Origin of the sequence: Hydrogenophaga pseudoflava NBRC 102511 (assembly GCF_001592285.1) — a bacterium.
Lineage (GTDB): Bacteria > Pseudomonadota > Gammaproteobacteria > Burkholderiales > Burkholderiaceae_C > Hydrogenophaga > Hydrogenophaga pseudoflava.
The window spans coordinates 175,414-202,403 of the sequence record NZ_BCWQ01000009.1; the positions used below are offsets into that span (position 1 = coordinate 175,414).

25 protein-coding genes and 1 pseudogene are annotated in these 26,990 nt (G+C 68.0%); 24 read left to right on the forward strand and 2 right to left on the reverse strand.

Annotated features, from left to right (window positions below; translation table 11 throughout):
- The first annotated feature begins 2 nt into the window (after positions 1-2).
- From cpaB to HPS01S_RS12940, 15 genes and pseudogenes are all read left to right on the forward strand, one after another.
- Positions 3-854: a Flp pilus assembly protein CpaB gene (gene cpaB, locus HPS01S_RS12870; protein WP_066156552.1), complete on the forward strand. Its 852-nt coding sequence runs from the start codon at positions 3-5 to the stop codon at positions 852-854.
- Between the two features lie 13 nt (positions 855-867).
- Entirely contained in the window at positions 868-2,433 is a 1,566-nt protein-coding gene (locus HPS01S_RS12875; RefSeq protein ID WP_066156555.1) for a type II and III secretion system protein family protein, read from the forward strand.
- Between the two features lie 12 nt (positions 2,434-2,445).
- Entirely contained in the window at positions 2,446-2,745 is a 300-nt protein-coding gene (locus HPS01S_RS12880; protein WP_218016598.1) for a hypothetical protein, read from the forward strand.
- A 30-nt stretch (positions 2,746-2,775) separates the two neighbouring features.
- Positions 2,776-4,086 (forward strand): pilus assembly protein TadG-related protein, encoded by a 1,311-nt coding sequence (locus HPS01S_RS12885; protein WP_066156558.1) that lies wholly within the window; start codon positions 2,776-2,778, stop codon positions 4,084-4,086.
- A gap of 1 nt (position 4,087) precedes the next feature.
- Positions 4,088-4,582, forward strand: coding sequence for a TadE/TadG family type IV pilus assembly protein (locus HPS01S_RS12890; protein WP_066156563.1), 495 nt, complete (start codon positions 4,088-4,090; stop codon positions 4,580-4,582).
- A gap of 8 nt (positions 4,583-4,590) precedes the next feature.
- Positions 4,591-5,064, forward strand: coding sequence for a TadE/TadG family type IV pilus assembly protein (locus HPS01S_RS12895; protein ID WP_066156565.1), 474 nt, complete (start codon positions 4,591-4,593; stop codon positions 5,062-5,064).
- Between the two features lie 37 nt (positions 5,065-5,101).
- Positions 5,102-6,274 carry a CpaE/TadZ family protein gene (locus HPS01S_RS12900; RefSeq protein WP_066156567.1) on the forward strand — a complete coding sequence of 391 codons (1,173 nt, stop codon included), beginning with the start codon at positions 5,102-5,104 and terminating at the stop codon, positions 6,272-6,274.
- Positions 6,275-6,323: 49 nt separating this feature from the next.
- Positions 6,324-7,685 (forward strand): TadA family conjugal transfer-associated ATPase, encoded by a 1,362-nt coding sequence (locus tag HPS01S_RS12905; RefSeq protein ID WP_066156571.1) that lies wholly within the window; start codon positions 6,324-6,326, stop codon positions 7,683-7,685.
- Positions 7,686-7,689: 4 nt separating this feature from the next.
- The gene (locus HPS01S_RS12910) at positions 7,690-8,667 is read left to right on the forward strand and encodes a type II secretion system F family protein (protein ID WP_066156574.1); all 978 of its coding nucleotides are present in this window, start codon (positions 7,690-7,692) and stop codon (positions 8,665-8,667) included.
- A 3-nt stretch (positions 8,668-8,670) separates the two neighbouring features.
- Entirely contained in the window at positions 8,671-9,630 is a 960-nt protein-coding gene (locus HPS01S_RS12915; RefSeq protein WP_066156575.1) for a type II secretion system F family protein, read from the forward strand.
- Positions 9,631-9,652: 22 nt separating this feature from the next.
- Entirely contained in the window at positions 9,653-10,777 is a 1,125-nt protein-coding gene (locus tag HPS01S_RS12920) for a LytR C-terminal domain-containing protein (RefSeq protein WP_066156578.1), read from the forward strand.
- 771 nt (positions 10,778-11,548) lie between these two features.
- A pseudogene (locus HPS01S_RS22490) lies at positions 11,549-11,776 on the forward strand (DUF6429 family protein).
- An 89-nt stretch (positions 11,777-11,865) separates the two neighbouring features.
- Complete coding sequence (locus tag HPS01S_RS12930) at positions 11,866-14,241, forward strand: Tex family protein (protein ID WP_066156581.1); 2,376 nt, start codon at positions 11,866-11,868, stop codon at positions 14,239-14,241.
- Positions 14,242-14,347: 106 nt separating this feature from the next.
- The gene (locus HPS01S_RS12935; protein WP_066156584.1) at positions 14,348-15,175 is read left to right on the forward strand and encodes an HDOD domain-containing protein; all 828 of its coding nucleotides are present in this window, start codon (positions 14,348-14,350) and stop codon (positions 15,173-15,175) included.
- Between the two features lie 80 nt (positions 15,176-15,255).
- The gene (locus HPS01S_RS12940; RefSeq protein WP_066156589.1) at positions 15,256-16,080 is read left to right on the forward strand and encodes an HDOD domain-containing protein; all 825 of its coding nucleotides are present in this window, start codon (positions 15,256-15,258) and stop codon (positions 16,078-16,080) included.
- A gap of 10 nt (positions 16,081-16,090) precedes the next feature.
- On the opposite strand, the gene HPS01S_RS12945 is transcribed toward HPS01S_RS12940, so the two are convergent.
- Complete coding sequence (locus tag HPS01S_RS12945; protein WP_066156592.1) at positions 16,091-17,071, reverse strand: Bug family tripartite tricarboxylate transporter substrate binding protein; 981 nt, start codon at positions 17,069-17,071, stop codon at positions 16,091-16,093.
- Between the two features lie 102 nt (positions 17,072-17,173).
- Here HPS01S_RS12945 and HPS01S_RS12950 point away from each other — a divergent pair, with 102 nt between their 5' ends.
- Positions 17,174-18,268, forward strand: coding sequence for a patatin-like phospholipase family protein (locus HPS01S_RS12950; protein ID WP_066156661.1), 1,095 nt, complete (start codon positions 17,174-17,176; stop codon positions 18,266-18,268).
- Between the two features lie 10 nt (positions 18,269-18,278).
- Here the strand turns inward: HPS01S_RS12950 and HPS01S_RS12955 are convergent, their stop codons facing one another.
- Positions 18,279-19,220, reverse strand: coding sequence for a LysR family transcriptional regulator (locus HPS01S_RS12955; RefSeq protein WP_066156594.1), 942 nt, complete (start codon positions 19,218-19,220; stop codon positions 18,279-18,281).
- A gap of 110 nt (positions 19,221-19,330) precedes the next feature.
- On the opposite strand from HPS01S_RS12955, the gene HPS01S_RS12960 reads away from it, so the two are divergent.
- The 8 genes from HPS01S_RS12960 to pgk form a co-directional block, all read left to right on the forward strand.
- Positions 19,331-20,038 carry an HAD-IA family hydrolase gene (locus tag HPS01S_RS12960; protein WP_066156597.1) on the forward strand — a complete coding sequence of 236 codons (708 nt, stop codon included), beginning with the start codon at positions 19,331-19,333 and terminating at the stop codon, positions 20,036-20,038.
- Positions 20,039-20,066: 28 nt separating this feature from the next.
- The gene (rpe, locus tag HPS01S_RS12965; protein ID WP_066156600.1) at positions 20,067-20,765 is read left to right on the forward strand and encodes a ribulose-phosphate 3-epimerase; all 699 of its coding nucleotides are present in this window, start codon (positions 20,067-20,069) and stop codon (positions 20,763-20,765) included.
- Between the two features lie 18 nt (positions 20,766-20,783).
- Positions 20,784-21,884, forward strand: coding sequence for a class 1 fructose-bisphosphatase (locus tag HPS01S_RS12970; RefSeq protein ID WP_066156605.1), 1,101 nt, complete (start codon positions 20,784-20,786; stop codon positions 21,882-21,884).
- A gap of 36 nt (positions 21,885-21,920) precedes the next feature.
- Positions 21,921-22,805 carry a phosphoribulokinase gene (locus HPS01S_RS12975; RefSeq protein WP_066156609.1) on the forward strand — a complete coding sequence of 295 codons (885 nt, stop codon included), beginning with the start codon at positions 21,921-21,923 and terminating at the stop codon, positions 22,803-22,805.
- Positions 22,806-22,824: 19 nt separating this feature from the next.
- A complete protein-coding gene (gene tkt, locus HPS01S_RS12980) occupies positions 22,825-24,894 on the forward strand; it encodes a transketolase (RefSeq protein WP_084397349.1) in 2,070 nt (689 codons plus the stop codon).
- Complete coding sequence (gene gph / locus HPS01S_RS12985; RefSeq protein WP_066156612.1) at positions 24,894-25,601, forward strand: phosphoglycolate phosphatase; 708 nt, start codon at positions 24,894-24,896, stop codon at positions 25,599-25,601. The genes tkt and gph overlap by 1 nt, the downstream gene beginning before the upstream one ends.
- Positions 25,602-25,638: 37 nt before the next feature.
- Positions 25,639-26,646 carry a type I glyceraldehyde-3-phosphate dehydrogenase gene (gap, locus tag HPS01S_RS12990; RefSeq protein WP_066156615.1) on the forward strand — a complete coding sequence of 336 codons (1,008 nt, stop codon included), beginning with the start codon at positions 25,639-25,641 and terminating at the stop codon, positions 26,644-26,646.
- 14 nt (positions 26,647-26,660) lie between these two features.
- The coding region (gene pgk / locus HPS01S_RS12995; RefSeq protein ID WP_084397350.1) for a phosphoglycerate kinase at positions 26,661-26,990 on the forward strand (330 nt) is incomplete at its 3' end.

Below are 26,990 nucleotides of genomic sequence, written 5' to 3' on the forward strand. Positions count from 1 at the left end.
ACATGCAAAGCAAACGGGCCATTTTCATGCTGGTGTTGTCCCTGCTGGCGGGCGCTGCGGCGGTCGTGCTGGCTGCCCGCTGGCTCGGCCAGCAGGCCAGTGGCGAGCGAACGCAGGTGCTGGTGGCCACGCGCGACCTGGACCTCGGGCAGGCGATCTCGCCCGAGATGCTGCAGCCCGTGGCCTGGCCGTCGGGCAACGTGCCGGCCGGGTCGTTCACCGACCCCCAGCTGCTCGACGGGCGTGTGGTGCGCAACTCCATCTTCAAAGGCGAGCCGGTGCTCGAACCCAAGCTGGCGCCCGAGGGCACCAAGGCGGGGCTGGACTCGATCATCAAACCCGGCCACCGCGCGATCTCGGTCAAGGTCAACGAGGTGGTCGGTGTGGCCGGCTTCCTGGCCCCGGGCAGCTACGTCGACCTGCTGGTCAACATCCGCGACGACCGCGACACCGCGATCTCCCGCGTGGTGCTCGAACGCATCATGGTGCTGGCGGTGGCGCAGGAAGCGCGCCGCCCCGACGAAACCAAGGCGCGGGTGGTCAACGCGGTGACGCTGGAGGTCACGCCCGAGCAGGCCGAGAAGATCGACCTGGCGCGCAACGTCGGCACGCTCTCGCTGATGCTGCGCAACCAGGTGGACACCAAGGACGACGTGAACACCGCCGGCGTGCGGCGCGAGGACCTGTTCGGTGATGCCAAACCGGCCCCCGCACCGGTGGTCGCCGCCGCGCCGGTGCGCCGCGCCGCGCCGCGGCCGGCCCCCCGCCCGGTCGCCGCGGTCGCACCCGCTGCGCCGCCTGCGCCCACCGTCGAGGTGATCCGCGGCACCCAGAAGTCTTCCGCCAGTTTCTAAGGAGCCCGCCACCATGAACACCCCACTGCTGCGCGTTCTCGGCCTGGCCATGGCCTCGGCCGGCCTGCTGGCCACCGGGCCGGTCCCTGCACAGACTGCGGTCACCCGCGGCGTCACCACCAGCCGGGTACCCGCGCCTGCACCTGCACCTGCGCCGGCGGCCGACATCAGCACCGACCTGGCCACCGTCGGGCCGTCGATGGACCTGACCGTCGGCAAGTCCACCCTGTTGCGCATGCCCTCGGAGGTCACGCGCATCTCGCTGGGCAACCCCACCGTTGCCGACGTCACCCTGATCAGCCCGGCCGAGCTGTACCTGCTGGGCAAGGCCTACGGATCGACCAACCTGATCGTCTGGCGCAAGGGCGGTGGCGCGACCGCCATCGATGTCAACGTCAACATCGACTACAAGCGCATGGAGGGCAAGCTGCGCGAACTGCTGCCCGACGAGAAAGGCATCCAGGTGCGGCCGGCGGCCGACTCGGTGATCCTCACCGGCAGCGTCTCCAGCGCGGCCCGGTCGGCCGCCGCCGAAGAGATTGCCAACGCCTTCGTGCGCGATGTCAACAAGAGCCTGGTGATGCCCGTGGTGGCCGGCGACAACCGCGCCGAGTCAGGCACCAAGCTGAGCGTCTCCACCAGCAGCGGCGGATCGGGCGTCGCCGCGGCGGCGCGCACGGCGGGCGCCCGGGTGGTCAACCTGCTGGCGGTGGCCGAGGCGCAGCAGGTGATGCTGGAGGTGACGGTGGCCGAGGTGTCCAAGAAGCTGATGGACAAGATGGGTGTGAACCTGCTGTCCTCGCGCACCAACAACAACTGGACCTACACCATCGGCAGCGCGTTCGGCGGCGATGGCCGCGGCCTGCTCAGCGCGATCAAGGACCTGGGCCACACCACCATCAACATCGACGCCGAGAAGAGCGACGGCCTGGTCAAGATCCTGGCCGAACCGAACCTGGTGGCCATCAGCGGCCAGGAGGCCAGCTTCCTGGCCGGCGGCAAGATCTTCATCCCGGTGGCGCGCACCGACAACACCACCGGCGGCTCCACGATCACGCTGGAGGAAAAAGAGTTCGGTGTCGGCGTCAAGTTCACGCCCACCGTGCTCGACGGCGGGCGCATCCACCTCAAGGTGGCGCCCGAGGTCTCCGAGCTGTCGCAGACCGGCACGCCCTTCACCACGGTGGCCGGCGTCACCGCGATCCTGCCGAGCTTCACCACCCGCCGCGCCGCCACCACGGTGCAGCTGATGGACGGGCAGAGCCTGGCGATTGCCGGCCTGATCAAGAACAACGCCCGCCAGGCGCTGGACGCCGTGCCCGGCCTGGGCGAGGTGCCGGTGCTGGGCTCGCTGTTCCGCAGCAACGAGTTCCAGGGCGATCGCAGCGAGCTGATGTTCGTGATCACGCCGCGCCTGGTGAAACAGCTGGACCCCGGTTACTCGCTGCCCACCGACGGCTACAAGCCGCCCAGCCGGGGTGAGTTCTTCTTCGGCAACCAGATGGAAGGTCAGGGCCGGGCCGACATGCCACCGGACCGACCCGCCCCCAAGGGCCCTGCCAACCTGGAAGTGAAATAAGGAGCGCCGACCATGAACCGCAACATGCTTTCCCTCCGGACCACCCTGGGCCTGGGCGCGGTGGTGGCGCTGGCACTGGCCGGCTGCGCCAGTTCCACGCCGGTGCTCGACGCCGGCTTCGGCCAGGCGGTGCGCGACGCCCGCACCGCCCAGACGCTCAACCCCAAGGCCAGCGCCGAGAACACGCAGCCGGCTCTGGGCATCGACGGCAAGGCTGCCAGCGAGGCGCAGAAGCGCTACGTCGACTCGTTCAAGCAGCCGCCCCGCACCTTCGAGATCATCAACATCGGTGGCTCGATCACCGGCGACTGAGCGGCACAGGGCCTGGTCCGGGAGAACCTCATGCACGCAAGACGACTCCGCCGCCGCAGCGCCGTCCGCCAGCGCGGCGCGGTCGCGATCATGCTGGGCATCACGCTGGCGGTGCTGATCGGCTTCGCCGGCCTGGCCCTCGACCTCGGGCGCTTCTTCATCATCAAGAGCGAGCTGCAGAACGCGATGGACGCCTGTGCGCTGGCGGCGTCCTCGCAGCTGCGGCCCGGGCAGAACAACCCCAACGCCCTGACGCGGGCCATCGCCTACGGCCGGGTGTTCACCACCGGCGGCGTGAGCGAGAACCCGCTGGAAGGCAACATCGCCGCCATCCAGAACCGGGTGTCGTTCCAGGGCCAGGTGGTCAATGTCCAGCCCGAGAACATCACCTTTGCCGAGGACCTGGACGGCCCCTACGTGCCCCTGGCGTCGGCCGATCCGAACACCGCGGCCTTCGTGCAGTGCAGCCTGCCGCTGACCGACATCCCGGTGTTTTTCATGCGGGTGCTCAACCCGCTGCTCGACACCCAGACGGTCTCGGCCATGGCCGCGGCCACGCTGGCGCCGTCGGGCTCGTCGTGCGCGATTCCGGTGGCGGTGTGCAAGGTCGGTGCAGGTTCTACTGCGGCGACGAACTTCGGCCGCATCGTGGGAGAGTGGCTGCGTCCACCGGCCGGTCCCGGGTCGCCGTATGGCACCGGCAACTTTGGCTGGCTCGACTTCACCCCGCCGGGTGGGGGGGCCAGCGAACTGGCCAGCCTGCTCACGGGACCCGGGCAATGCGATGCAAGCATCGGCACAACGGTTGACGAGCCGGGGGCCATCTCATCGCTCGAAACGGCCTGGAATTCGCGTTTCGGCGTCTACCGGAATGGCGCGGGCAACCCGCAGGTGGGCACGGCGCCGCCGGATGTCACGGGCTATGGCTACACCGCGTCCAACTGGGCCGTGAGCGTGATGGGTGGGCGGACCATCGGCAATGCCTATGCCGGTTCCTCGGCGGGGGCCAGCAACTACATCACCAATGCGGCGAGCTACGCGCCCTACCAGGTCGCGCCGCCCAACCCGTACAACCGCATCTCATCCGCACAGCACCAGTCGCTGGGGCGCAACCGCCGGGTGGTGGTGGCGCCGGTGGTCGACTGCGAGGTGTGGAATGCCGGCACCGGGCGGCCGGTGATCGAAGGCTTTGCCTGCGTGCTGATGCTCAACCCCATGCTGGGCAGCTCTCCGGTGCCGACCCTGGAGTTCTTGGGCCTGAGCACGGCGGCGGGCAGCCCCTGCGCCACCAACGGCGAACCCGGCACCTTCGGCCCGCTGGTGCCCCAACTGGTGCAGTGACATGGCCCGCACACGCACACCCCAACACGGCGCCATCGCGGTGGAGTTCGCCCTCGTGCTGCTGCCCATGCTGATCCTCTGCTTCGGCATCACCGAGCTCGGGCGCTCGCTCTATCTCTACAACGGTCTGGTCAAGGCCACCCGGGGCGCGGCGCGCCACCTCTCTCAGCAGAACCTGGCCAGCCCGCCCGCGGGCCAGACGGCCGAGGGCATCCGGCTCGACGCCCGTTCGCTGGCGCTGTGCGGCGCCTTCGACTGCTCGGGCCAAGAACCGCTGGTACCCGGCCTCACGCTGGACATGATCAGCGTCTGCGACCCGGTGTTGTGCCCGGCGACCCACTCCAACGTCTCGACCGGCGAGGGCACGACCAGCCTGGTGTCGGTGATGGTGGGTGCGGGTGACACCGCCTACGCCTTCACCTCGGTCGTGCCCTGGGTGGTGCCGAGCATCAACTACTCGCCGATTGCCATCACCATGGCCGCGAGCACCAACTGAGAGCGGCCATGGTGCAGATCCTTCACCCTTGTGCCCGCCGCCGCAGCGCACAGCGTGGTGTGGCGGCGGTCGAATTTGCCATCGTCGCGCTGCTGTTCTTCACCCTGCTGCTGGGCATCATGGAGTTCGGCCGCTGGCTGTTCGTGCTCAACGGCGCCAACGAGGCCACGCGCCTGGGTGCACGGCTGGCGGTGGTCTGCAGCATCGAGGACGCGGACGACCTGACCGGCATCCGCGCCCGCATGAGCGACATGACCGGTGGCGGCGTGCCGGCCGACCGCATGGTGCTGGACTACGCGCCGGCCGGTTGCACCGTGGACAACTGCCGCACCGTGACCGCGCGCATCGTGGGCGCGCAGCTCACGCCCCACATCCCGTTCTTCGGCATCCCGTTCCCGATTCCCGAGTTTCCGACCAGCCTGCCGCGCGAATACATGAACAGCGCCGGCAACCCGGTGTGTCCTGTGGCGCCCGGTCCCTGATGGTTTCTCTCTGTTTGCACTTTCCGGACTGTTTCGAATGACCGCCAAGTTCTCCGTCATCTGTGCCACCGCCGACCAACGCGAGCGGGTGTTGCGCGAGTGTTCCAGCCCGCCAGGGGTGGCCATCACCGTGCATGTGGGCGGCGCCCGCAACGTGCTGTCCGTGATGCAGAAGGAGCAGCCCGACGTGCTGCTGCTGGACCTGGACCAGCCCGATGAATCGGCCTTCGAGCTGATCGACGCGGCCACCCAGCGCATCCCCGGCGTGCTGGTGCTGCTGGTGAGCGCCGATGCCTCGATGGCCGCGCTCAAGCGGGCCATGCGCGCGGGCGTGCGCGACGTGTTGCAGGCACCGCTGTCCAGCGACACGCTGAAGCTGGCGCAGGACTACCTGCGCGACGCGCGGGCCAACACCTCGCGCTTCTCCGACGCGACCGGCGAGGTGCACGCCTTCATGTCCGCCAAGGGCGGCTGCGGCGCGACCTTCCTGGCCACCAATCTGGCGTACCTGCTGGCCAAGAGCGGCCGCCGTGTGCTGCTGATCGACCTCAACCTGTACTTCGGCGACGCCGCCACCTACCTGACCGACCGCAAGCCGCCGGCCAGCGTGGTGGACCTGGCGCGGCAGGCGCGGCGGCTGGACTTCGCGCTGCTGGACGCCAGTGTGCTCAAGGTGCGCGACAACCTGGACCTGCTGGCCGCGCCTGAGCTGCCCTACCAGCTGGAGGACATGACCGCCGACAACGTGGCCGCCATGATCGGCCTGGCGCGCGCCGAATACGACTTCATCCTGCTGGACCTGGGCCGCACCATGGACCCGGCCACCGTCAAGGCGCTGGACATGGCCGAGCGGGTGGTGCTGGTGGTCGAGCAGACCCTGCCGGCACTCAAGGACGCGCGCCGTCTGGTCACCGTGTTCGAAGGGCTGGACTACCGCAAGGACAAGCTGCGCCTGGTGATCAACGGCTACGCCAGGGGCGCGCTGATCCGCCCCGAGGACGTCGAGAAGAGCGTCGGCCTGAAGGTGGACCGGCTGGTGCCGGCCAGCGAGGAGGCGGTGCTCAACGCCATCAACCGGGGCGACCCGCTGCCGCGCATCACGCCCCGCGATCCGGCGGCGCGCGCCCTGCAGCAGTGGTCACAGGACCTGTCCCCGGTCGCCGTCCAAACCGGCAAGAGCTGGTTTTCCACCCTGACCCGCGGCATGTGAACCTCCCCATCGGCCAGCACCCCGCATTTCCACCGAACGAAAGCCTGTCATGAACCTTCGAGCCCAACCCCACGAAATGCGCAGCCCTCTGCGGCCGGGTGAACTGGGGCGCCCACCCGCCGAGGACGGATCGGACCAGGCGGCGTTCCACGCCCTGCGCGACCGCGTGCACAACCAGCTGCTGGGCCGCATCGACCTGGAGGTGATGAGTTCGATGAAGCCTGAGCGGCTGCGCGAGGAACTCGGCATCCTGGTCGAGCAGCTGCTGCAGGAGTCGGGGGCCGCGCTCAATGCCATGGAGCGGCGGCGCATGGTGCTGGAGATCCAGGACGAGGTCATGGGCCTGGGGCCGCTGGAGCCCCTGCTGGCCGACCCCACGGTCTCGGACATCCTGGTCAACGGCCCCTACCAGGTGTTCGTCGAACGGCGGGGTCGGCTGGAGCTCACCGACGTGGTGTTCTCCGACGCGGACCACCTGATGAAGATCATCGACAAGATCGTCTCGCGCATCGGGCGCCGGGTCGACGAGTCCAGCCCCATGGTGGACGCGCGGCTGCAGGACGGCTCGCGGGTGAATGCGATCATTCCGCCGCTGGCGCTGGACGGGCCGCTGCTGTCGATCCGCCGCTTCGCGGTGGTGCCGCTGACCATGCGCGACCTGATCGACAAGCGCTCGCTCACACCAACGGTGGCGGCGCTGCTCTCGGCCATGGTGCAGGCCAAGATGAACATCCTCATCTCGGGTGGCACCGGCACCGGCAAGACCACGCTGCTCAACGTGCTGTCGGCCTCGATCCCCCACCACGAGCGCATCGTGACCATCGAGGACGCGGCCGAACTGCAGCTGCAGCAGCCGCACGTGGTGCGGCTGGAGACCCGCCCGCCCAACATCGAGGGCAAGGGCGAGGTGAGCCAGCGCGCGCTGGTGCGCAACAGCCTGCGCATGCGCCCGGACCGGGTGGTGCTGGGCGAGGTGCGCGGCGCCGAGGTGCTGGACATGCTGCAGGCCATGAACACCGGCCACGAAGGCTCGATGGCCACGGTGCACGCCAACTCGCCGCGCGACGCGCTGACCCGGCTGGAGAACATGGCGACCTACGGCGGTGCGGCCATCCCGCAGGACGCCATGCGCCAGCAGATCAGCTCGGCGATCAACGCGGTGATCCAGATCGCGCGGCTCAACGACGGCCGGCGCAAGCTCATCAGCCTGCAGGAAATCACCGGCATGGAGGGCGAGGTCATCACCATGCAGGAGATCTACCGCTTCACGCAGACCGGCGTGGGGCCGGACGGCACGGTGCAGGGGCACTTCCGGGCGACCGGCGTGCGGCCCAAGTTCATGGACCGGCTCAAGTCCTTCGGCCTGTCGGTGCCCGACGCCACCTTCGACCCGTCCCTGATCTTCGAGTGATGCCATGAACCTCAGCCTGGCCCTGTTCGTCCTGCTGGGTTTTCTGGCGGTGGTGCTGCTGCTGGAGGGCCTGTACGTCTACTGGAACGACACCAAGAGCCCCGAGGTGCGGCGCGTGGAAGAGCGCCTGCGCGCGATCTCCGCCGGTGGCCAGGTGGGCGGCGGCGAGTTCAAGCTGCTGCGGCAGCGCCTGCTCAGCGAGAGCCCGGCGGTGCAGCGCCTGCTGCTGAGCATCCCGCGCGCCCACCAGCTGGACCGTCTGATGCAGCAGGCGGGCGACCACAAGACGGTCTCGCACCTGCTGGGCATCTGCGCCATGCTGTTCTTCGGTGGCCTGCTCGTGGGGCTGCTGCTGCGCTGGCCCTGGTTCCTGCTGCTGGGCGTGTCGGGGCTGCTGGCCCTGGTGCCGCTGCTGCTGCTCGTGCGCCGCCGCAACAAGCGGCTGCAGAAGATCGAGGCGCAACTGCCCGACGCCATGGACCTGATGTCGCGCGCGCTGCGCGCGGGCCATGCCTTTCCGGTGGCGCTGGCGATGGTGGGCACCGAATCGCCGCAACCGATTGCCAGCGAGTTCCGCATCACCGCCGACGAGGTGGGCTTCGGGGTGTCGGTGGACAACGCGCTGAACAACCTGGCCGCGCGCGTGCCCAGCGCCGACGTGCGCTACTTCGTGATGGCGGTGATCATCCAGCGCGAAACCGGCGGCAACCTGGCCGAGCTGCTGGGCAAGCTGGCCGAACTGGTGCGCGAGCGCTTCAAGCTGTTCGCCAAGGTGCGGGTGCTGGCCGCCGAGGGCAAGCTCTCGGCCTGGATCCTCACGCTGCTGCCGTTCTGCGTGGCCGCGGTGATCGCCATCCTCAACCCCGGCTATCTGAAGGTGCTGTTCACCGACGAGATGGGTCTGCTGCTGGTCTATGGCGCGCTGGCCATGATGGCGGTGGGCATCCTGGCCATGTGGCGCATCATCGACATCAAGGTCTGAACCATGACCGAACTCACAGGCTTTCAAGGGTTGCTGCTGGGGCTGGTGTTCCTGGCGGTGGTGGGGCTGGTGCTGGGGCTGGGCCTGTGGTTCAGCCGCCGATCCGGCGTGCAGGCGCGGCTGAGCCAGCTGGGGGGTGAGGCGGAGAAAGCCCCCAGCCTGGAGGGCAACGCCGAATGGCACGCCAAGGTGGTCAAGGCGGTGGGGCCGATGGCCAAGCTGTCGGCGCCCAAGGAAGGCTGGGAACACTCGAGCCTGCGGCTGCGGTTCATGCACGCGGGCCTGCGCGAGAAAAGCTGGCCGGCGCTGTTCTTCGCGGCCAAAACCGTGCTCGCGCTGGGGCTGCCGGGGCTGTTCATGGTGGGCGCCGGCATGGCGGGGCTCAAGCTGGACACGCCGGTGCAGGTCTTCCTGCTGCTGCTGTTCGCCGCGTTGGGCTACTACCTGCCCAACGGCGTGCTCGCCCGGCTGGCCGACTGGCGCATGACCGAGGTGCAGGACGGTCTGCCCGATGCCCTGGACCTGATGACCGTGTGCGTGGAGGCCGGGCTGGGCCTGGACGCCGCCATGAACCGCGCGGCCAGCGAGATCGGCCTGCGCAGCGAGGCCCTGCAGGAAGAACTCAACCTGGTGGCCCTGGAGCTGCGCGTGGGCGTCAAGCGCGAGCTGGCGCTGCGCAACCTCGCGCTGCGCACCGGTGTGGACGACGTGGCCTCCTTCGTCGCCATGATCGTGCAGGCCGACCGCTTCGGCACCAACGTGGCCGAGGCGCTGCGCATCCAGGGCGAGACCATGCGCACGCACCGGCGCCTGCGCGCGGAAGAGCGCGCCGCCAAGATCCCGCTGAAGCTGCTGTTCCCGCTGATCTTCTTCATCTTCCCGTCGCTGATGCTGGTGCTCATGGGGCCGGCCATGATCAGCATCTACCGTGTCCTGCTGCCCACCATGGGTGGCAATGGCTGAAGCCCACGCAAGGAGAAACACCATGCACCTCAAGACCACGGCATCCCTGCTGCCCCTGTTCGGGCTGTTGGGCTGTTCCACCCTGGTGCCCGCCACGCGCGAGCAGCCCAAAGTGCACTTCGTGCCCGAGTCGGTGGTCACGCAACAGATGTCGGCCGCGCAGAGCAGCTACGCGCAGGCGCGCCAGGCGCACGAGATGGGCCAGCTCAACACCGCCGCCCGGCACTACCGCCGCGTGCTCGCGCTAGACGCCGCGCATGTCGGGGCGCTCAACGGGCTGGGCGTGATCCTGGCGCAGGACGGCCGCACCGCCGAAGCCATCGAGCTGCTGGTGAAGGCGCGCGACCTCGACCCGACAGCGGGGCACGTGCAGAACAACCTGGGCTACACGCTGCTGCGCGAACAGCGGCTGGACGAGGCCGAAGTGGCGCTGCGCATGGCGCGCGAGCTGCAACCCATGAGCCAGCAGACCCTGCGCAACCTGGCCCTGCTGGACCAGGCGCGCAGCGAGCAGGCCCGGGCCGCCAGCGCGCCGTTCCAGTCTGTCGAGGCGCCGGAAGAGGCGCGTGTTGCCGAAGCCGGCCCGCAGATCGTGACCGTGGCGCCGCAGGTGTACGAACTGCGCCTCTCGGGCGCGCTGCCCATGGCGCAGGCCGGTGGGCCGGCGGCACCTGCCGAAGGCCGGGAGATCGCCGAAATCACGCCGATGCCGGCGCCCGAGCCGGGGCACCGGCTGGTGTTCAGCCGGGAAATGGCCTCGTTCACCCGTTCGGTGACCGGGCCGGCCGACGGCGCCTCGCGGCTGGAGGTGTCGAACGGCGCGGGCGTGTCGCGGCTGGCCCGGCGCACCGCCGACCGGCTGGAACGGGAAGGCGTGGTCTCCGCCCGCCTGACCAACGCCAGCCACTTCCGCTACCCGCAAACCCGCATCGAGTACCTGCCGGGGCAGGACGCCGCGGTGCAGGCGGTAGTCGAACGACTGCCTGTGGCCGTGAAGCTGGTGCCCGTGGCCCGGCTGGACCGCAACATGAGCCTGAAACTGGTGCTGGGGCAGGACGCGGCGGGCAAGTCGATCGCCGCCTGGCTGGATGCTGGCGAGGCGCCGCGGGTGGTGCAGACGGGCGCTGGGGAGCAGCCGGTCAGCTGAGGATTGAGTAGAGAGTGCGCTATTTGGATAGAAAACTGATTGATTTCTTCTAAAACGCTAGAACAGGGATCGCTGGGCCAGCATATGGATTCCACATCTATCCAGAAAGGCTGTGTTTATCCATTCTTGGATAGATTTGACCATTTGGCTTGCCGGATACATTAAAGTTCGGCGTCGCAATTCGAAGTTGCCAACTTGTATATCATAAAGCCATGACAAAGAAAGCCGACGCTATCGATCGAATGCTCAGTGGGGACACATCTGGAAGGCTCAGATTGCTCCACGATAAGCTAGTCTCTATCGGCTTAAAGACAAGAATGCCGTCGAATACATCAACGCTTCTATTTCAAGCCACCGACCGAAACGGGAAGCGCGTGGATCTTGCCGCACTGCGAGATGTAGGGGGGGGCATCTTTTCTTTCCCCAGTTCATACTGGGTAAGTCGAAGGACATCGTTAGAGGGTGCTCTCAAAAGTATAGACAGCTCGCACTTCGTTGCTACAACTGGCGCAGTTTCCACAAGCCAGTATTCAGCCTGCCAAGTCAGCATTTCGGCAGCAACGATCGTGCAACTTGAACAGATTGCATCGGGACTGATCGCAAATCACGCTCGCGAAATAGCGGGCAACGCCTAACCATTCGCTCGAAAGCGGACTGTCCACGGCAGGCCGTCTTGCCCGCGCCATGCGCCGCGGACAAGATGCACGGCGCGGGCACGCCGTCCTGCCGCGGCCATCCGCTCAACTCGAACGTTAATTAATTCACCACGAAATGGCCCTGCACGATCCGAAGAAAATCGGAGAGACAGTGCTTGCGTTGTTGGGCGCATTCGAATTCGAAAGCGGTCGGGCATGGAAGCGGTTTGACTTCGAGGTGATGCAGTCGCTGGCGGACCAAGGCTGAATTTCCGACCCGAGGGGGCGTGCGGAGTCGGTCCGGCTGACACCTGAAGGTCTGGCACGAGCCAAGGCGCTTGCAGACCGCTTGTTTGGTTCCTGACGGTGCTTCTGGGGGAGCAAGACCCCTCTCACCCCTGTGGCAAACTCCCCCGCTTCGTTTGAAACCGGGCCGCTGGAGCCCCTTGGGACATGCAGAAAATCATCGCGCAGATCGCGCAGGAGATCCGGGTTGAGCCGCGGCAGGTGCTGGCCGCGGTGGAGTTGCTGGACGGGGGGGCGACGGTGCCCTTCATCGCCCGCTACCGCAAGGAAGTGACGGGCGGGCTGGACGACACGCAGTTGCGCGAGCTGGAGTACCGCCTGGGTTACCTGCGCGAGCTGGAAGACCGCCGCGCGACTGTGCTCAAAGCCATCGACGAGCAGGGCAAGCTGACCGACGCGCTGCGTGTGGCGATTGCCAACGCGCCCACCAAGCAGGAGCTGGAAGACATCTACCTGCCGTTCAAGCTCAAGCGCCGCACCAAGGGGCAGATCGCCCGCGAATTCGGCATCGAGCCGCTGGCCGACAAGCTGTTTGCCGACCCGACGCTGGACCCGCTGGCCGAAGCGGCCGCTTTCACCAAGCCGCCCGAGGTGCTGGACGACGGCAAGCCGGGCGCGGACTTCTCGACGCCGCAGGCGGTGCTGGACGGGGTGCGCGACATCCTCTCCGAGCGCTGGGCGGAAGACCCGGCGCTGGTGCAAAGCCTGCGCGAGTGGCTGTGGACCGAGGGCTTGCTCAAGAGCACGCGCGTGGCGACCAAGGACGAGAACAACCCGGACGTCGCCAAGTTCCGCGACTATTTTGAATACGACGAGCCGATCGGCCGCGTGCCCTCGCACCGCGCGCTGGCGGTGTTCCGCGGCCGGGCGCTGGAGATTCTGGACGTGAAGCTGGTGCAGCCGGTGGAGCCGGAGCCGGGCAAGCCGTCGCTGGCCGAGGGCAAGATTGCGCTGCACCTGGGCTGGAGCCACCAGGCCCGCAAGGCGGACGACCTGATCCGCAAGTGCGTGGCCTGGACCTGGCGCGTGAAGCTGAGCCTGTCCACCGAGCGCGACCTGTTCACCCGCCTGCGCGAGAGTGCCGAGGCGGTGGCGATCAAGGTGTTTGCCGACAACCTGCGCGACCTGCTGCTGGCCGCGCCCGCCGGCCAGAAGGCCGTGATGGGCCTGGACCCGGGCATCCGCACCGGGGTGAAGGTGGCGGTGGTGGACGCGACCGGCAAGCTGGTGGCGACGAACACGGTGTACCCGCACGAGCCGCGTCGCGACTGGGACGGCGCGCTGCACACGCTGGCGCTGCTGTGCCGCCAGCACGGCGTGCAGCTGATCGCCATTGGCAACGGCACCGCCAGCCGCGAGACCGACAAGCTGGCCGGCGACCTGATCAAGATGCTGGCCAAGGCGGGCATTGAGGGCGTGCAGAAGGTGGTGGTGAGCGAGGCCGGCGCCTCGGTCTATTCCGCCAGCGAGTTCGCGGCGCTGGAGATGCCGGACGTGGACGTGAGCCTGCGCGGCGCGGCCTCGATTGCCCGCCGCCTGCAGGACCCTCTGGCCGAGCTGGTGAAGATCGACCCCAAGAGCATCGGCGTGGGCCAGTACCAGCACGACGTGAACCAGAGCGAGCTGGCCCGCACGCTGGACGCGGTGGTGGAAGACTGCGTGAACGGCGTGGGTGTGGACCTGAACACGGCCAGCGTGCCGCTGCTGACGCGCGTGTCGGGCCTGTCGGGCTCGGTGGCCAAGGCGGTGGTGCGCTGGCGCGAGTCGCACGGCGCGTTCAGGAACCGCCAGCAGTTGCTGGAAGTGAGCGGCCTGGGCGCCAAGACCTTCGAGCTGGCGGCGGGCTTTTTGCGCATCCGCGACGGCGACAACCCGCTGGACATGACCGGCGTGCACCCGGAAACCTACCCGGTGGTCGAGCAGATCATCGCTAAGACCGGCCAGCCGGTGGCGAACCTGATGGGCCGCGCCGACATGCTCAAGACCCTCAAGCCCGAGCTGTTCGCCAACGAGAAGTTCGGCGTGATCACGGTCAAGGACATCCTGGGCGAGCTGGAAAAGCCAGGCCGCGACCCGCGCCCGGACTTCCAGGTGGCGCGCTTCAACGAGGGCGTGGACGACATCGCCGACCTGAAGGAAGGCATGGTTCTGGAGGGAACGGTGTCCAACGTCGCGCAATTCGGCGCCTTCGTCGATCTGGGCGTGCACCAGGACGGCCTGATCCACGTCAGCCAGCTGAGCCACAAGTTCGTCAACGACGCGCGAGAGGTGGTCAAAACCGGCGACATCGTCAAGGTGAAGGTGCTGGAAGTGGACGTGGCGCGCAAGCGCATCAGCCTGACCATGAAGCTGGATGCCGCGCCGGCCCGCCGGGACGGGCCGCGCGACAACCGCTACGAACCGGCGCGCGGCGGCCCGCGGGGTGGCTACTCGGGCGGGCAGGGGGGCGGCAACCGCCAGCCCGAGGCGGCCGGCGCCATGGCCTCGGCCTTTGCCAAGCTGCAGGGTCTGAACAAGCGCTGAGGCGCTGCTGAAACCGCAGGCGGGAGAGGGCGGGCGGGGCTCAAGTCGGGGGCGGGTTGGTCGATAAGGACATCAGATCGATCCACAACACCTTGGACTTCAGACCATGGAACTCGAAGCCCTGCTCAATTACCCCCGCGCACTGCCGGCGATGCCGCGTGCCGTCTCGGACCTGCTGGCCGAGATGAACAAGGACGACCCGAGTCCCAAGCGGGTGGGGGAACTGATCGGACGCGATCCGGCGCTCACCACCCGCGTGCTGCGCCTGTCCAACTCGGCGTTTTTCCGGGTCAGCCGCAAGATCGGCAGCGCCGACGAGGCGGTGGCCCTGCTGGGCATGACCCATGTGCGCTCGCTGGTCATGGCCGCGGCGCTGGGCGGCAGCTTCAAGAGCGTGCCCGGCATCGACCTCAAGCAGTTCTGGCGCTACAGCCTGCAGGCGGCGGACATCGCCAAATCGCTGGCCGGCCTGCTGCGCCAGAACCAGGGCAACGCCTTCACGGCGGGCCTGATCCACGCCATCGGCATCCTGGTAATGCACATCGCCATGCCCGACCGCATGGAACCGCTGGACTTCAGCACCCCGCCGCTGGACCTCAACCGCGCGGCCGCCGAACGCGCGATGCTGGGCTACACCTACGCCGAAGTGGGCGCCGGCATGGCCGAGAAGTGGCAGTTCCCGGAAGAAATGGTGTCCGCCCTGTCCAACCAGTTCAGCCCGTTCGAGGGCGACGCCTACGACCCGCTGGCCGGCCTGCTGCACCTGGCGTCCTGGCGCGCTCGCGCCCAGGAGCTGCAGTTGGACGACAACGGCCTGGCCGCCACCTTCCCCGACATGGTCGGCCTGACCCTGGGCCTGGACCTGGACAGCGTGCTGGGCAAGGACCCGTCCGAGTGGTCTTTCTCACAGGCGCTGGGCGCGTTCATGGATTGATCACTCAGTCCTCAAGTCCTCTCGGGAGCCGTCGAAAGCACTGAAAACCAACGGCGGTTTTTTACATAAGGATGTCTGCCATGCAGCTCGAAAAACTCCTCAAGCAGCCCAGTGCCCTCCCTTCCGCTCCCAAGGTGGTTCGAAAGCTGATGGAAACTTTCGAGCAGGACGACGTGGACCTGCTCAGGGTCGCTGCCCTGATCGAGGACGACCCGGTCCTCACCGCCAAGCTGCTGAAGATGGCCAACTCCGCCTTTTTCGGGCTGCACCGTGCGGTGACCACGGCGCGCGATGCGATCAACGTGATGGGGCTGATCAAGGTGCGCGCCCTGGTGATCGGCGCCGCCCTGGGCGACGGCTTCCACGCTGTCGGCGGCATGAACCTCAACCAGTTCTGGCGCTACAGCCTCAACAGCGCCAACCTCTCGCGCTACATCGCGCTGCCGCTGCGCATGGACGAGAGCACGGCGTTCACCGCGGGCCTGATCCACTGCATCGGCGAGCTGGTGATGCACGCCGGCATGCCCGAGGCCATGATCGACCTGGACCGCAGCATTCCCATGCTCGACCTCAAGCGGGCGCGCGCCGAACGCGGCCTGTTCGGCTACAGCTACGCCGAGGTGGGCGCGGCGCTGGCACGCGAGTGGAAGTTCCCCAAGAAGATGATCGACTCGATCGAGCACCAGGTGGCGCCGTTCGACAACGACGTCTACGAGCCCATCGCGGGTGTGATCCACATCGCGTCCTGGCGCGCGCGCGCGGCCGAGCTGTCGCTGGGCAGCGAGGCGCTGATCAACACCTACCCCGACCCGGTGGGGCTGGTGCTGGGCATCGACCCGGACATCGTGATCGGCGAGGAAATTCCCTCGCTGACCCGCGAGGAAGCCGTCGAGAGCGAGGGCTGAAGCCCGCGCCTCAGCTCTTGAGGCGCAGCATCATGGTCACCGCGCTGGCGATGGCCTGCTCGATGGTGAGCTGTTCGGCAAAGTCCTTGCCGTGCTGCAGCGCACCGAGCCACTTCCTTTCCTGAAGCGACTGGATCCACGACGGGTGCTGCGTGGCGGTGACCACGATGCGCCGCAGGTTCTCGCGGTCTGCCTCGGGCACCTGGCCCGGGCCGAACACCGCGCGCCAGTTGCCCAGCTCGGTGTTGACGCCCTGCTCGGTGAGCGAGGGCACGCCGTAGAGCGTCTTGCGCGAGGAAATCGCCAGCGGCGTGAGCGCCTTCTTCTCGATGTCGGCCTGGAACTCGCTGTAGCTGGAGATCGCCACCTGGGCTTCGCCCTTGTCCAGCAGGGCCGTCGCCTCGCGGCCGCTGGCGGTGGGCAGGTACTTCAGCTTGGTCACGTCCAGCCGCAGCTGGCGGGCGATCATGCCCGCGAGCATGTGGTCCACACCGCCGGCCGAACCGCCGGTGAAGGCGACCTTGCCCAGGTCCTTGCGCATGGCTTCCACCAGCGCGGCCATGGTGGCCGGCTGCGAGCCGGTCTTGGCCACCAGCACCATGTAGTCGTTGGTGAGCCGGGCCACCGGGCTGACCTGGGCCAGCGTCACCTCGGGTCGGCCGACCGCGATCGCACCCAGCATCACCATGCCGCCGACCAGCAGGGCGCCGGGGTCGCTGTTGTAGCGGGCCACGAAGTCGGCCAGGCCGATGGTGCCGCCCTTGCCGCCCTTGTTCTCGTAGCTGATCTTGCCGGCCAGGCCGGCGGCCTGGATGGACGCGCCGAGCGCGCGGCCGGTCTGGTCCCAGCCGCCGCCCTCGCCACCGGGGATGTAGATGCGCATGGACGCCAGCGGCTTCGGGGCCACGCCCGCAGGGGCCTGCGCGCGCAGCACCGGGTGGAAAGCGGCGGCGCTGGCCGCGCCGGCGAGCAGGAGCTGTCGTCGGTGCATTCGTGTGTCTCCTCGGGTTTCGGTTCCAATCGGCATTTCAGTTCCCTCGTCTGTCACTCTGCTGTCAACGGCGTCCGGGTTAACCCGGTGCCGCCCGAATCTGTGTCCACACCCTCATTGCGCTTCTACGCCGGGCCTGCGGCATTGCGCCACCTGCGCGAGCAGGGCCTGCGCCCGCAGGACGTCGGTGCCATTCCCGCCGCGGCGGGCGGCCCCAAGGGCCTGATCCTCGGTCCGCTGGACCGCTTCATCTTCGGCCAGTGGCTGCCGCGCAGCGCCCAGCCGGTCGACCTGGTGGGCGCGTCCATCGGCGCCTGGCGCATGGCCACCGCCTGCCTGGACGACCCCGCGGCGGCGCTGATGCACCTGCAGCGCGAATACATCGCCCAGCATTTCGAGCTGCCGCCCGGAAAGAAGCGCGCCACGCCCGAGCAGATCAGCGGGCAGTTCGCGAGCAACTTACAGCGCTTCTATGGCGGCCGTGTGAACGAGGTGCTGGCGCACCCGCGCTACCGCCTGCACATCGTGGCCTCGCGCGGGCGCCACCTGCTGGCGCGCGACGGCGCCCTGCGCACGCCGCTGGGCTATCTGGGCGCCTTCGTCAGCAACGCGGTGGGCCGCAAGGCGCTGGGCGCCTGGCTGGAGCGGGTGGTGTTCTCCTCGGCGGCCTCGGGCCACGCGGCGCCCCTGCCGTTCGCCACCCACGACTTCCGCACGCGCCAGATTCCGCTCAGCGCCGAGAACTTCATGCCGGCGCTGCAGGCCAGCTGCTCGATTCCCTTCGTGCTGCGGCCGGTGCAGCACATCCCGGGCGCGCCGGCCGGCGCCTACTGGGACGGCGGTATCACCGACTACCACCTGCACCTGCACTACCGCACGCCCGAGGCGTCGCCCATCGTGCTCTACCCGCACTTCCAGCAGGCCGTGGTGCCGGGCTGGCTGGACAAGGCCTGGAAGCGGCGGCATGTGGCCAGCCACGCGCTGGACCGCATGCTGGTGATCGCGCCCGACCCCGGCTGGGTGCGCACCCTGCCCGAAGGCAAGCTGCCCGACCGCAACGACTTCACCCGCTACGGCCAGGACCTGGCGGGCCGCATGAAGGTGTGGAACGGCGCGACCGCGGCGGCCGAACAACTGGCCGACGAGTTCGCGCAGTGGCTGGAGCGGCCCGACCTCTCGCGCGTCGAGCCGCTCTGAAGCGGCTCGCTCAGCCTGCCGGCTGCAGCCGCAGGTGGCGGCCGTACTTGTCGGCCAGGTAGCGCTCGGCGTGTTCCAGCATGAAGTAGCGGAAGGCCTCGGCCGAGGGTGAGAGCAGCTTGGACAGCGTGTGCACCACGTTCCAGGCGCGCACGATGGGCGTGCCCTCGACATCGAGGATGGCGATCAGACCGTGTTCGAGTTCAAGTCCGATGGTGTGCAGCGAGAGGAAGCTGATGCCCATGCCGGCCATCACCGCCTGCTTGATGGTCTCGTTGCTGCCCATCTCCATCACCACGCGCGGCTCCATGCGCGACTTCTCCAGGAATTTCTCCATCGCCGCCCGCGTGCCCGAACCCGGTTCGCGCAGGATGAAGCCGTAGGGCCGCAGGCTCTCCACCGTGGGGTGGCCGATGCGCATCAGCGGGTGGTCCACCGGCGCCACGAACACATGCGGGTGGGCCGCGAAGGGCTCGACGCGCGTGGCCAGTTCGCGGGGCGGGCGGCCCATGATGGCGATGTCCACCTCGTTGCCCTGCAGCATCTTCACCAGCTGCTCGCGGTTGCCCACCTCCAGCCGGATTTCCACCCCCTGGTGTTCGTGCTGGAACTGCGCCAGCAGCGGCGGCAGGAAGTACTTGGCGGTGCTCACCATGCCGATGGTCAGCTGCCCGGCCTCGACCTGCTTGAGGCGCGCAGCGGTGTCCTCGGCGTCCTTGAGCGTGGCCAGCACCTTGCGTGCGTAGACCAGCATGTACTCGCCGGCCGTGGTCAGCGCCACCTGCCGCCCCGAGCGCTCGAACAGCGGCAGGCCGACGTGGCCCTCCAGCTCCTTGATCTGCATCGTGACCGCGGGCGGCGTGAGGTGAAGGGCCTCGGCCGCGCGCGCGAAGCTGAGGTGGCGGGCCACCTCGTTGAACACCCGCAGCTGACGGAAGGTGGCGTTCTTCATTAAGTAATCGCTTAAGTGAAAGTCAACGATATGTGAATTTACCTTATTTGAATTGCTCCCTACAGTCCCTTCACCCCCTCGAATCCCATTGCATAAAAAGGTGAACGGACATGCTCAAGGCCCTGATCTTCGACGTTGACGGCACGCTGGCCGACACCGAAGGCCTGCACCTGGAGGCTTTCAACCACGCCTTCCGCCAGGAAGGGCTGGACTGGCGCTGGGGGGTGGACGAGTACATCCGCCTGCTGGACATTTCCGGCGGGCGCGAGCGGCTGATGCACTACTGGCAGAGCGTGAACCCCGAGCACAAGGAGGTCGACGCGGGCGCGGTGAAGGATCTGGTGACCCGACTGCACGAGACCAAGACCGCGTACTACGAGAACGCGGTGCTCCAGGGCGCCGTGACCCTGCGGCCCGGCGTGCTGGCGCTGATGAGCGAGGCCCGCGCCCAGGGCCTGCAGCTGGCCATTGCCACCACCACCTCGCCGGTGAACATCGCGGCCCTGCTGCGCACAGCCATCGGCCCCGACTGGCGCGGGCACTTTCTGGCCGTCGGCGATGCCAGCAACGCGCCCATCAAGAAGCCGCACCCGCAGGTCTACATGAAGGTGCTGGCCGACCTGGGCTTCCGCGCCGCCGACTGCGTGGCCTTCGAGGACTCGTCCAACGGCCTGCGCGCCGCGACAGCCGCAGGCCTGAAGACGGTGATCACGCCCAACCGCTTCACCGCCCACCACGACTTCAAGGGTGCGCTGCGCACCGTGACCGACCTGACGCAGGTCAGCGTGCCGCGGCTGCGCGAGTGGCATGCCTGCTGAGCCTTTCCCGTCCGCACCACCAACCACCATGTCCGCCATCCGCATCGCCCCCTCCATCCTCTCGGCCGACTTCGCCCGCCTGGGCGAGGAGGTGCGGGCCATCGAAACCGCGGGCGCCGACCTGGTGCACTTCGACGTGATGGACAACCACTACGTGCCCAACCTCACCATCGGGCCGCTGGTCTGCGAGGCGATCCGCCCGCACGTGACCATCGGCATCGACGTGCACCTGATGGTGGAGCCGGTGGACGCGCTGATCCCGCTGTTCGCCAAGGCCGGCGCCAACCTCATCAGCTTCCACCCCGAAGCCAGCCGCCATGTGGACCGCACGCTGCAGCTGATCCGCGACCACGGCTGCAAGGCCGGCCTGGTGTTCAACCCGGCCACGCCGCTTGCGCTGATGGACCACGTCATGGACAAGCTGGACCTGGTGCTTCTGATGAGCGTGAACCCGGGCTTCGGCGGCCAGAAGTTCATTCCGTCCACTTTGCCGAAGCTGCGCGCCGCGCGCCGGCGCATCGAGGCGGCGCGCGCCGAGACCGGCCGCGAGATCTGGCTGGAAGTGGACGGCGGCGTGAAGGTGGACAACATCGCCGACATCGTGGCCGCCGGGGCCGACACCCTGGTGGCCGGCAGCGCGGTGTTCGGCGCGCCCGACAACGACGGCGGGTATCGCAACGTGATGAACGAATTGCGCCGCAACGCCGCCCAAGCCTCGAATTCCTGAACCCCCCGAAAGCCTGCCATGACCACGCGCCGCCGCTTCACGCTCACGCAATACCTGATCGAACAACGCCGCCGCTACCCGGGTGCCAGCGGCGACTTCAACGCCTTGCTGCTGGACGTGGCCCTGGCCTGCAAGGCCATCGCGCGCTCGGTCGCCTTCGGTGAACTCGGCGGCGTGCTGGGCAACCCCGGTGCCGAGCCCGAGGTGAGCACCAGCGTCAACGTGCAGGGCGAGGTGCAGAAGAAGCTGGACGTGATCAGCAACGAGTACTTCACCCAGATGACCGAGTGGGGCGGCCACCTGGCGGGCATGGCGTCCGAAGAAATGGACCACCCGTACCAGATTCCCGAGACGCAGCAGCGCGGCAAGTACCTGCTGGTGTTCGACCCGCTCGATGGTTCGAGCAACATCGACGTGAACGTGACCGTGGGTTCGATCTTCTCCATCCTGCGCGCGCCGCAGGACGTGATCGACTCCGGCCGCGACGTGGTGGAGGCCGATTTCCTGCAGCCCGGCACGCAGCAGATGGCCGCGGGCTACGCGCTCTATGGCCCCACCACCATGCTGGTGCTGACGGTGGGCAACGGCGTGGCCGGCTTCACGCTGGACCCGAACCTGGGCCAGTTCATGCTGACCCACCCGAACCTGAAGGTGCCCGAGGACACGCAGGAGTTCGCGATCAACGCGTCCAACAGCCGGTTCTGGGAAGCGCCCGTGAAGCGCTATGTGGACGAGTGCCTGGCCGGCAAGACCGGCCCGCGTGGCAAGGACTTCAACATGCGCTGGATCGCGTCCATGGTGGCCGAGGCGCACCGCATCCTCATGCGCGGTGGCGTGTTCATGTACCCGCGCGACACCAAGGACACCAGCAAGCCCGGCCGCCTGCGCCTGATGTACGAGGCCAACCCGATCGCCATGATCATGGAGCAGGCCGGCGGCCGCGCCAGCACCGGCCGCGAACCCATGCTCACCGTGCAGCCCACCGCGCTGCACCAGCGCATCGGCCTGGTCTTCGGCAGCAAACACGAGGTCGAGCGCATCGAGCGCTACCACCGCGAACCCGTGGCCTACAAGGACGACAACCCGCTGTTCGCCGAGCGAAGCCTCTTCCGCGCCTGAGCGCCGCACCGCATTTTTCATCTCCGGAGACAAGCCATGTCAGAACGACACCCCATCATCGCGATCACGGGTTCCAGCGGCGCGGGCACCTCGACCGTCACGCGCACCTTCCAGAACATCTTCCGCCGCGAGGAGCTGACCGCCGCCGTCATCGAGGGCGACAGCTTCCACCGCTACGACCGCAAGGCCATGAAGGTCCGCATGGCCGACGAAGAGGCCAAGGGCAACCAGCACTTCAGCCACTTCGGTGCCGAGGGCAACCTGTTCGAGGAGATCGAAGGCCTGTTCCGCCAGTACGCCACCGACGGCACCGGCAAGTGCCGCAAGTACCTGCACAACGCCGAAGAAGCGGCGCCCTACCAGCAGGAACCGGGCACCTTCACGCCCTGGGAAGAGATCCCGGCCGACACCGACCTGCTGTTCTACGAAGGCCTGCACGGCGCGGTGAAGACCGACACCGTGGACATTGCGCGCTACCCCGACCTGCTGATCGGCGTGGTGCCCTCGATCAACCTGGAATGGACGCAGAAGCTGATCCGCGACAAGACCCAGCGCGGCTACAGCCAGGAGGCGGTGGTCGACACCATCCTGCGCCGCATGCCCGATTACGTGAACTACATCGTCCCGCAGTTCGGCCTGACCCATGTGAACTTCCAGCGCGTGCCGGTGGTGGACACCTCCAACCCCTTCATCGCGCGCGACATTCCCAGCGCCGACGAGAGCATGGTGGTGATCCGCTTCGCCAAGCCCAAGGGCATCGACTTCCAGTACCTGCTGTCCATGATCAACGGCTCGTGGATGAGCCGCGCCAACACCATCGTGGTGCCGGGCGGCAAGATGGAACTGGCCATGCAGCTGATCTTCACGCCCTTCATCTGGCGGATGATGGAACGCAAGAAGCGCGCCCTCGGGCAGGGTTGATCGGGACGAGGAGACAGACATGAAAAACCCGACCCCCGAACTCGCCCGCCAGATGGCCAACGCCATCCGCATGCTCGCCGTCGACGCGGTCGAGAAAGCCAAGAGCGGCCACCCCGGCGCACCCATGGGCATGGCCGACATCGCCGAGGTGCTGTGGAACCGGCACCTCAAACACAACCCGGCCAACCCGCAATGGCCGGACCGCGACCGCTTCGTGCTCTCCAACGGCCATGGCTCGATGCTGATCTACGCGCTGCTGCACCTCACCGGCTACGACCTGCCGATGGAGGAACTGAAGAAGTTTCGCCAGCTGCACAGCAAGACCGCGGGCCACCCCGAGGTCGGCATCACCCCCGGCGTGGAGACCACCACCGGCCCGCTGGGCCAGGGCATCAGCAACGCCGTGGGCATGGCGCTGGCCGAGAAGCTGCTGGCGCAGGAGTTCAACCGCCCGGACCACACCATCGTCGACCACTTCACCCATGTGTTCCTGGGCGACGGCTGCATGATGGAAGGCATCAGCCACGAGGCCTGCGCGCTGGCCGGCACGCTGCGCCTGTCCAGGCTGGTGGCCTTCTACGACGACAACGGCATCTCCATCGACGGCCACGTCGAGGGCTGGTTCACCGACGACACGCCCAAGCGCTTCGAGGCCTACGGCTGGCACGTGATTCCGGACGTGGACGGTCACGACCCGGTCGCCATCGAGGCCGCACTGGTCGCAGCGAAGCAGCAGGGCGCGCGCTCCGACGGCAAGCCGACCCTCATCTGCTGCAAGACCGTGATCGGCATGGGCTCGCCCAACAAGGCCGGCACGCACGACGTGCACGGTGCGGCCCTGGGCGCGGCCGAGGTGCAGGCCACGCGCGAGGCCCTGGGCTGGACGGCGGCGCCGTTCGAGATTCCGGCCGAGATCGCCGCCGCATGGAACGCCCGCGAGCGCGGTGCCGCGGCCGAACGCGAATGGCGCCAGCGCTTCGAGGCCTACCGCACCGAGTTCCCCACCGAGGCGGCCGAGTTCGAGCGCCGCATGGCGGGCGAGCTGCCGGCCGATTTCGAGGCCCGCCTGCCCGCGTTGTTCGAGTCCATCAGCGCCAAGACCGACCCGGTGGCCACGCGCAAGGCCAGCCAGAACGCGCTGGATGCGTTCAGCGCCCTGGTGCCCGAGTTCTTCGGCGGCAGCGCCGACCTCACGGGCTCCAACCTCACCAACTTCAAGGGCTGCGTGAAGGCGGGCCGCGACACCTGGGGCAACCACCTGAGCTACGGCGTGCGCGAGTTCGGCATGGCCGCGATCATGAACGGCATTGCGCTGCACGGCGGCTACATCCCGTACGGTGGCACCTTCCTCACGTTCAGCGACTACAGCCGCAACGCCATCCGCATGGCCGCGCTGATGAAGCAGCGTGTGATCCACGTCTTCACGCACGACTCCATCGGTCTGGGCGAGGACGGCCCGACGCACCAGAGCGTCGAGCATGTGCCCAGCCTGCGCCTCATCCCGGGTCTTGACGTGTGGCGCCCGGCCGACGGGCTGGAGACCGCGGTCGCCTGGGCCTGCGCCATCGAACGCCGCGACGGCCCGAGCGCGCTGTGTCTCTCGCGCCAGAACCTGCCGTGTGTGACCGGCCAGGTCACCGCAGGGCAGATCCGCCGGGGTGGCTACGTCCTGTCCGACATGGAGAGCCCACAGGCGGTGATCGTGGCCACGGGGTCGGAGATCGAGATCGCGCTGGCGGCCCAGAAGGTGCTGGCCGCCGACGGCGTGCGCACCCGCGTGGTCTCCATGCCCAGCACCAATGTGTTCGACCGCCAGAGCGAGGCCTACCAGGACAAGGTGCTGCCGCTCTCGCTGCCCACGGTGGCGGTGGAGGCCGCGCACCCCGATTTCTGGCGCAAGTACGTGGGCCGCACCGGCGTGGTGGTGGGCATCGCCACGTTCGGCGAGTCGGCGCCGGCCAAAGAGCTGTACCAGCACTTCGGCATCACGGCCGGGCGCGTGGCCGATGCTGTGCGAACCCTGGCGCACCGCGCTTCGCACCGCCGCGAGGAGCCGCTGCCCGAGCACATCGTCGTGGGAACCCACTGATGGACGCCCGCCTTTTTGACATGGTGCTGTTCGATCTCGACGGCACCCTGGTGGAGACTGCGCCCGAGATCGCCGATGCGGTCAACGACACGCTCACCGGTCTGGGCCATGCGCCCGTGGCGCAGCAGCAGGTGGACGACTGGATCGGACACGGCACGCGCGAGCTGCTGATCAAGGCCCTGGCGCAGGCCCTGGGCATCGCACCGGCCGAGGTGCGCGCGTCCGACGCCTTCGGCCCCATCGAGGCCGAGTTCGGCCAGCACTACCAGGCGCGCTGCGGCACGCGCAGCCACCTCTATCCGAAGGTGCGCGAGAGCCTGGAGGCGCTGCGTGCGGCAGGCGTGAAGCTGGCGGTGGTGACCAACAAGGAAGGGCGCTACACGCAGACCGTGCTGGACGTGCACGGCCTCACGCCGCTGTTTCACCGCGTCATCAGCGGCGACACGCTGCCGGTGAAGAAGCCGGACCCTGCCGCCATCCACGACTGCCTGCAGCGCTTCGGTGTGGCGCGCGAACGGGCCCTGTTCGTGGGCGACTCGTCCATCGACGTGGCCACCGCGCGCAACGCCGGCATCGCCGTCTGGGCGCTGCCCTATGGCTACAACATGGGCGAACCGATCGAGGCCTGCGGGCCCGACCGCGTGATCCCCGACCTTTCGGCGTTGACCACCTCGCTGAGCCTGCGTGCCAACGCCGCTTCGGCCTGAACGCCTCTTTTATTTATTTCATCCGGAGACAGAAGACATGAGCCTCAAGATCGGCATCAACGGCTTCGGCCGCATCGGCCGCATGGTGTTCCGCGCGGTGGCGCAGGAAGCGGAGTTCAAGGACATCGAGGTCGTGGCCATCAACGACCTGCTGGAGCCCGACTACCTGGCCTACATGCTGCAATACGACAGCGTGCACGGCCGCTTCAAGGGCACGGTGGCCGTGGACGGGAATCACCTGGTGGTCAACGGCCGCAAGATCCGCCTGACGGCCGAGAAGGACCCGGCGAACCTGAAGTGGAATGAGGTGGGCGCCGACGTGGTGATCGAGTCCACCGGCTTCTTCCTCACCAAGGACACCTGCCAGAAGCACCTGGAAGCCGGTGCCAGGAAGGTCGTGCAGTCGGCGCCGTCCAAGGACGACACGCCCATGTTCGTGTACGGCGTGAACCATGCGACCTACGCGGGCGAAGCCATCGTGTCCGCCGCGTCCTGCACCACCAACTGCCTGGCCCCGGTGGCCAAGGTGCTCAACGACCGCTTCGGCATCAGGCGCGGCCTGATGACCACGGTGCACGCGGCGACCGCCACGCAGAAGACCGTGGACGGCCCGTCGAGCAAGGACTGGCGCGGTGGCCGCGGCATCCTGGAAAACATCATCCCCAGCAGCACCGGCGCCGCCAAGGCCGTGGGTGTGGTGCTGCCGGAACTGAACAAGAAGCTCACCGGCATGGCCTTCCGCGTGCCGACCTCCGACGTGTCGGTGGTGGACCTGACGATGGAGTTGAACACAGAGGCCACCTACGACGACATCTGCGCCGCGATGAAAGCCGCCAGCGAAGGGCCGCTCAAGGGCGTGCTGGGCTACACCGGCGACAAGGTGGTCTCCACCGACTTCCGCGGCTGTTCCATGCCCTCGATCTTCGACGCCGACGCCGGCATCGCGCTGGACAAGAGCTTCGTGAAGGTGGTGAGCTGGTACGACAACGAGTACGGCTACACCTGCAACATGATGCGTTTCGTGCAGCACGTGGGCGCGAACTGAACCGGGAGGTCGCGATGAAATTCCTCCGATTCAGCGACGTGTGCCGCAGCGGCTTCGCCCGCGGCAAACGCGTCTTCATCCGGGCCGATCTCAATGTGCCCATGGACGACGACGGCAACATCACCGAAGACACGCGCGTGCGCGCCAGCATCCCCGCGATCCGGATGGCGCTGGACGCCGGCGCGGCCGTGATGGTCACCTCCCACCTGGGCCGCCCCACCGAAGGCGAGTTCAAGCTTGAAGACTCACTCTCTCCTGTGGCTCGGCGGCTGTCCGACCTGCTCGGCATCGAGGTGCGGCTGGTGTCCGGCTGGGTGGACGGCGGCTTTGCCGTCGGCCCCGGC

What these genes read in the sequence shown, in the direction of transcription:
- HPS01S_RS12915 (WP_066156575.1), top strand. Translation starts at nt 8,671, where the DNA reads ATGACCGAACTCACAGGCTTTCAAGGGTTGCTGCTGGGGCTGGTGTTC.
- HPS01S_RS12970 (WP_066156605.1), top strand. Translation starts at nt 20,784, where the DNA reads ATGACCACGCGCCGCCGCTTCACGCTCACGCAATACCTGATCGAACAA.
- HPS01S_RS12955 (WP_066156594.1), bottom strand. Translation starts at nt 19,220, where the DNA reads ATGAAGAACGCCACCTTCCGTCAGCTGCGGGTGTTCAACGAGGTGGCC.
- HPS01S_RS12885 (WP_066156558.1), top strand. Translation starts at nt 2,776, where the DNA reads ATGCACGCAAGACGACTCCGCCGCCGCAGCGCCGTCCGCCAGCGCGGC.
- HPS01S_RS12930 (WP_066156581.1), top strand. Translation starts at nt 11,866, where the DNA reads ATGCAGAAAATCATCGCGCAGATCGCGCAGGAGATCCGGGTTGAGCCG.
- HPS01S_RS12900 (WP_066156567.1), top strand. Translation starts at nt 5,102, where the DNA reads ATGACCGCCAAGTTCTCCGTCATCTGTGCCACCGCCGACCAACGCGAG.
- rpe (WP_066156600.1), top strand. Translation starts at nt 20,067, where the DNA reads ATGTCCGCCATCCGCATCGCCCCCTCCATCCTCTCGGCCGACTTCGCC.
- HPS01S_RS12875 (WP_066156555.1), top strand. Translation starts at nt 868, where the DNA reads ATGAACACCCCACTGCTGCGCGTTCTCGGCCTGGCCATGGCCTCGGCC.
- HPS01S_RS12940 (WP_066156589.1), top strand. Translation starts at nt 15,256, where the DNA reads ATGCAGCTCGAAAAACTCCTCAAGCAGCCCAGTGCCCTCCCTTCCGCT.
- gap (WP_066156615.1), top strand. Translation starts at nt 25,639, where the DNA reads ATGAGCCTCAAGATCGGCATCAACGGCTTCGGCCGCATCGGCCGCATG.
- HPS01S_RS12905 (WP_066156571.1), top strand. Translation starts at nt 6,324, where the DNA reads ATGAACCTTCGAGCCCAACCCCACGAAATGCGCAGCCCTCTGCGGCCG.
- tkt (WP_084397349.1), top strand. Translation starts at nt 22,825, where the DNA reads ATGAAAAACCCGACCCCCGAACTCGCCCGCCAGATGGCCAACGCCATC.
- HPS01S_RS12935 (WP_066156584.1), top strand. Translation starts at nt 14,348, where the DNA reads ATGGAACTCGAAGCCCTGCTCAATTACCCCCGCGCACTGCCGGCGATG.
- HPS01S_RS12880 (WP_218016598.1), top strand. Translation starts at nt 2,446, where the DNA reads ATGAACCGCAACATGCTTTCCCTCCGGACCACCCTGGGCCTGGGCGCG.
- HPS01S_RS12920 (WP_066156578.1), top strand. Translation starts at nt 9,653, where the DNA reads ATGCACCTCAAGACCACGGCATCCCTGCTGCCCCTGTTCGGGCTGTTG.
- HPS01S_RS12960 (WP_066156597.1), top strand. Translation starts at nt 19,331, where the DNA reads ATGCTCAAGGCCCTGATCTTCGACGTTGACGGCACGCTGGCCGACACC.
- HPS01S_RS12890 (WP_066156563.1), top strand. Translation starts at nt 4,088, where the DNA reads ATGGCCCGCACACGCACACCCCAACACGGCGCCATCGCGGTGGAGTTC.
- HPS01S_RS12945 (WP_066156592.1), bottom strand. Translation starts at nt 17,071, where the DNA reads ATGCACCGACGACAGCTCCTGCTCGCCGGCGCGGCCAGCGCCGCCGCT.
- cpaB (WP_066156552.1), top strand. Translation starts at nt 3, where the DNA reads ATGCAAAGCAAACGGGCCATTTTCATGCTGGTGTTGTCCCTGCTGGCG.
- HPS01S_RS12975 (WP_066156609.1), top strand. Translation starts at nt 21,921, where the DNA reads ATGTCAGAACGACACCCCATCATCGCGATCACGGGTTCCAGCGGCGCG.
- HPS01S_RS12895 (WP_066156565.1), top strand. Translation starts at nt 4,591, where the DNA reads ATGGTGCAGATCCTTCACCCTTGTGCCCGCCGCCGCAGCGCACAGCGT.
- gph (WP_066156612.1), top strand. Translation starts at nt 24,894, where the DNA reads ATGGACGCCCGCCTTTTTGACATGGTGCTGTTCGATCTCGACGGCACC.
- HPS01S_RS12910 (WP_066156574.1), top strand. Translation starts at nt 7,690, where the DNA reads ATGAACCTCAGCCTGGCCCTGTTCGTCCTGCTGGGTTTTCTGGCGGTG.